The organism is Kitasatospora sp. NPDC001225 (assembly GCF_053597855.1).
Map to the genome: position 1 here is coordinate 1 of NZ_JBSFJC010000283.1, position 3,988 is coordinate 3,988.

The window sequence follows — 3,988 nt, forward strand, 5'->3', positions numbered from 1 at the left end:
GGAGCTTGGAGAGCATCGAGCCCATCGCGCAGGTGTTGGTCAGCGCGGAGAAGGCCAGCCCGCCGCCGACGGCGGCGGAGACCCAGCGGGCACCCGGCAGGGCGAGGTCGACCAGCACGCCGGCCAGCACCAGCGAGCCGGCCACCAGGCGGACCTGGCGGTCCAGCGCCCACACCCGGCGGGCGCCGGCCACCTGGTCCAGCGGCCGCCCGGCGCTCGCCCAGGCATTGGTGCCACCGGCCAGGGTGAGGGTCGGGATGCCGGCGTCGGCCAGCACGCGGCAGGCGTTGTCGGCGCGCGGCCCGGCGGCGCAGACCACGGCGATCTCGCCCTGCCCGGCGGCCTCGCGCAGCGCGGGCAGGGCGCGGTCGAGCTGGTCGAGCGGGACGTTCAGGGCGCCGGGGATGTGGCCGGCGGCGTACTCGCCGGGGGAGCGGACGTCGATGAGGGTGAGCAGGCCGAGGCGGGGCTGGAGCTGCTCGACGGTCAGCGGCGTGGTCATGGGAGTGGGAGGTCCTCTCGGGAAGGGGTGTCGGTGCGGTGCGTGTGGTGGGGGAGGGTTCGGGGGTCGGCTCGCCGGGGTGATCAGCTCACCGTGGTGATGAGCATCAGCGCGGCGACGGCGAGCAGGGCGACGGCGAAGGCCTTCTGGAGGGTTCGCCCGCTGAGCTTGTCGGCCAGCCGCTTGCCGTCCCAGGCGCCGAGGATCGCGGCCCCGGTGAAGGGGGCGGCCACGGCCCAGTCGATCGCCCCGGCCGAGCCGAGGCGGGGCAGCAGGGCGGCGAGCGAGTTGGCGGTGATGACCAGCAGGCTGGTGCCGACGGCCTCGGCCATGGTGAAGGCGAGCACCGAGACCAGGGCCGGTACGGCGAGGAAGCCGCCGCCGACACCGAGCAGTCCGGTGACGGCGCCGAGCCCGGCGCCCGCCGCCGTGGAGCGGCCGACTCCGGCGCCGGAACGTTCCTGTGCGTTCTTCGCGGGCGGCTTCAGCATCCGCCAGGCCGCGAGCGCCGCCAGCACCGAGAAGGCACCGGTCAGCAGCGCGCCCGGCAGATGGGCGGACAGCGCCCCGGCGGCCATGGCGGCGGGCAGCCCGGCGGCGGCGAACAGCGCGCCGGTGCGCCAGCGGACCCGGCCCGCCCGGGCGTGGGCGAGCAGCCCGGTCAGCGAGGTCGCGGCGACGATCACCAGGCTGGCCGTGGTGGCCAGCGCCGGGCTGAAGCCCAGCAGGTAGACCAGGGCGGGGACGGCGAGCATGCTGCCGCCGCCGCCCAGCCCGCCCAGGGCGAGCCCGACCACCGCACCGGCGGCGAGCGCCAGGATCAGCGTGGTCATATCACATGCCCGGCGCCGCCGTCGGGCGTGGTGACCGGCAGCCCGGCCAGCGCCCAGGCGCCCATGCCGCCGACCACGTTCAGCGCCTCGACGCCGCGCTGTGCGAGCAGCTCCGCCGCGCGCTGGGAGCGGTTGCCGGAGCGGCAGATCGCCAGCACGGTCCGCCCGGCGGCCTCGGCCGGCAGCGGGACACCGGCGGCCAGCCCGATCAACGGCTGGTGCAGCGCGCCGGGGGCGTGTCCGGCGGCGAACTCGGCGGCCTCCCGGACGTCCAGCAGGACGGCGGTGCCGGTGCGGGCGAGCTCGTGGGCCTCGGCGGGGGTGGTCCGCCCGGGGGTGCCCGGTCCGTGGGCGTCGGGCCGGCGGGCGTAGGGCCCGTGGGCGTGCGGCAGCAAGGGCATGAGGTGTCTCCAGTGGTGCAGACCGGACCGCAGTGGTCCGGCGGGTCGGGGGGCGGCGCGGGCGTCCGTACGGGCCCGGTGGCCCGGTGCGGGTGGTGTGCCGGGTGCGTGGCATGACCGGTGCGTCCTCGGCCCCGCCGGTACCTGGCCCGTACCTGGCCCGGAGGCGGTGGCCGGCCCCTCGGTGCCTCACCATAGTACCCCCGGGGGTATTATCGAAATCGTTCGGCGATACCCCGACCCGTATCGGCTCAGGTAGCCGTATGCTCGCAAATATACCGAGGGGGGTATCGGAGTGGCACTGCGGCGCCCGACACCGCCCAGGCCTACGAGCCGCCCACCCCCGCACCGCCCGGCCCCGAGCCCCAGTCCTATGCCGCCCAGGAAGGTCCCCCGTGTACTTCGCCCAGTTATCACGAGTCTGACGTTTCTGCCCAGCTCAGGGGCATGATCGACCATCCGGGGTCAGCAAAAGGTCAGCAGGATTCCCGGAGGTACCAGTCAGATGGCGACCACAGGCCTCACCCGCGGCATGGGCAGCTTCTTCAAGGAGTGCGAGCATCCGGAGTCCCGCTGGAGCAAGTGCCCGCACGAGTACAAGATCAGGTACCGCAACGCAGTGGGGCGGCAGACCGAGGAGTCAGGCTTCGCCAACCAGGAGAAGGCCAAGGCCCGCCTCGCCGAGGTCTACCACGCGCGGAAGAACTCCCCGCAGAGCCAGCAGAAGGCGGACCGCATCAAGAAGTACGGCAGCATGCAGTTCGCGGTCTACACCGCCGAGTGGCTGAAGGGTCAGCGCCACCAGAGCCCGACGTCGTTGCGGAACATCGACTCCATCCTGAAGAACCACCTTCTCCCGGCATTCGGCAGTCGTCGCATGGGCACGTTCGACCACAAGGTCGTGGAAGCGTTCGTCGAGACCATGGAGCGGAACGGTGTCGGCCTGGCCGCCCAGACCAATGCCTTCGTCAGGCTGAAGACCATCCTGCTGGACGCGCACAGGCTGGGCCTCTACGAGGACAGCCCGATGAACGGTGTCCAGCCTCCCCAGTACGACCCGGAGCGGGTGGTGATCCCCTCTCTCGCTCAACTGCAGGAGATCCGGAGCACGGGTGACGACGCCTTCCGCCTGGTCGCGGAACTCATGAGTGGCTGCGGCTTGCGCAATGGCGAGGCATTCGCCGTCAATATCAACAACATCGTCGCCGATGACGTCTACCGCGTCACCGAGCAGGTCAACCAGGCGACCAAGACCTACGCGCGCCTGAAGCACCGCAAGGTCGGCGAGTACCGCGACGTGCCGCTGCCGACACGCACCAAGCAGGCCATCGAGCGGTATGCGGACACGTACGGGACCGTGGACGGCTACCTTCTGCGCAATCCCAAGGACATCGGTCTGGCCATGCCGCACCACGTCATCCACAACCAGTGGCAGAGGATCAGGGCCTCCGGGCAGGCCGACATCCCCGAGGGCATGGTCCTCTACGGCCTGCGCCACTTCTTCGCGTCGAACTGCCTCAGCAACAACATCCCGATCACCGACGTCGCGGAGTGGATGGGCCACCGCAACATCGAGATCACCTTCAAGATCTACCGCCACCTCATGCCCGGCTCCATCAGCCGCGCGGCGCAGGTCCTGGACCTCGGTCTGGCCGCGTGAACGAGTGCGGGTCTGCCCGTCATGGGCAGGCCCGCACTTGCACCGCCGGCTCAGGCGCCGGACAACCGCTGCTGCCTCACCCAGGCATGCACCTCCGACACCTTGAACTGCAGCTTCGCGTTCCGCCCACCACCGAATCGGTAGGGAACGAGTCCCACCCGAGGAGCGTCCCGGTATACCCACGCTACGGACATGTTCAGGTACTCGGCAGTCTGCTTGACGCTCATGAAGTGCTCGGGCACGGGCTCCTCCTGGGTGATCGGTCGAACTCGCGGAGCCTGAACTATCCATGGAGAAAGGCAGTTTGGCCGCGCCGCCGCCGCGTGATAGCGCCCGAAGGAGGGCCGCTTCCAGTGGCCTGGGGCAGTGGCGTCGGAGTTCACGCGGCAGATCGCGAGCGCCTCGATTGCGTCGATAAAATACCCCCGGGGGTACACTCGACATAGAGCCAGCCTGTCAGACCCGACGAGGAGAAATCCCGTGATCTTCAGCCAGTACTACCTCGACTGCCTCTCCCAGGCCTCGTACCTGATCGCCGACGAGCGCACCGGCCAGGCCGTGATCGTCGACCCCCGCCGGGATGTCGACGAGT

General features: G+C 70.9%; 5 protein-coding genes. 1 reads left to right on the plus strand and 4 read right to left on the minus strand.

The features are described 5' to 3' along the window. The 3 genes from ACWDCZ_RS39195 to ACWDCZ_RS39205 form a co-directional block, all read right to left on the minus strand. A partial coding sequence (locus ACWDCZ_RS39195) for a rhodanese-like domain-containing protein (RefSeq protein ID WP_449818457.1) occupies positions 1-502 on the minus strand: 502 nt, incomplete at its 3' end. Positions 503-585: 83 nt separating this feature from the next. Beyond that, entirely contained in the window at positions 586-1,335 is a 750-nt protein-coding gene (locus tag ACWDCZ_RS39200) for a sulfite exporter TauE/SafE family protein (RefSeq protein ID WP_387977037.1), read from the minus strand. After that, positions 1,332-1,736 carry a rhodanese-like domain-containing protein gene (locus ACWDCZ_RS39205; RefSeq protein WP_449818458.1) on the minus strand — a complete coding sequence of 135 codons (405 nt, stop codon included), beginning with the start codon at positions 1,734-1,736 and terminating at the stop codon, positions 1,332-1,334. Before ACWDCZ_RS39205 ends, ACWDCZ_RS39200 begins: the two co-directional genes overlap by 4 nt. A 505-nt stretch (positions 1,737-2,241) precedes the next feature. Between ACWDCZ_RS39205 and ACWDCZ_RS39210 the strand changes: the two genes are divergently transcribed. Further along, the gene (locus ACWDCZ_RS39210) at positions 2,242-3,396 is read left to right on the plus strand and encodes a tyrosine-type recombinase/integrase (RefSeq protein WP_387977042.1); all 1,155 of its coding nucleotides are present in this window, start codon (positions 2,242-2,244) and stop codon (positions 3,394-3,396) included. Positions 3,397-3,446: 50 nt separating this feature from the next. On the opposite strand, the gene ACWDCZ_RS39215 is transcribed toward ACWDCZ_RS39210, so the two are convergent. After that, positions 3,447-3,638, minus strand: a complete 192-nt coding sequence (locus tag ACWDCZ_RS39215) for a helix-turn-helix transcriptional regulator (RefSeq protein WP_074003094.1) — start codon at positions 3,636-3,638, stop codon at positions 3,447-3,449. Positions 3,639-3,988 lie beyond the last annotated feature (350 nt).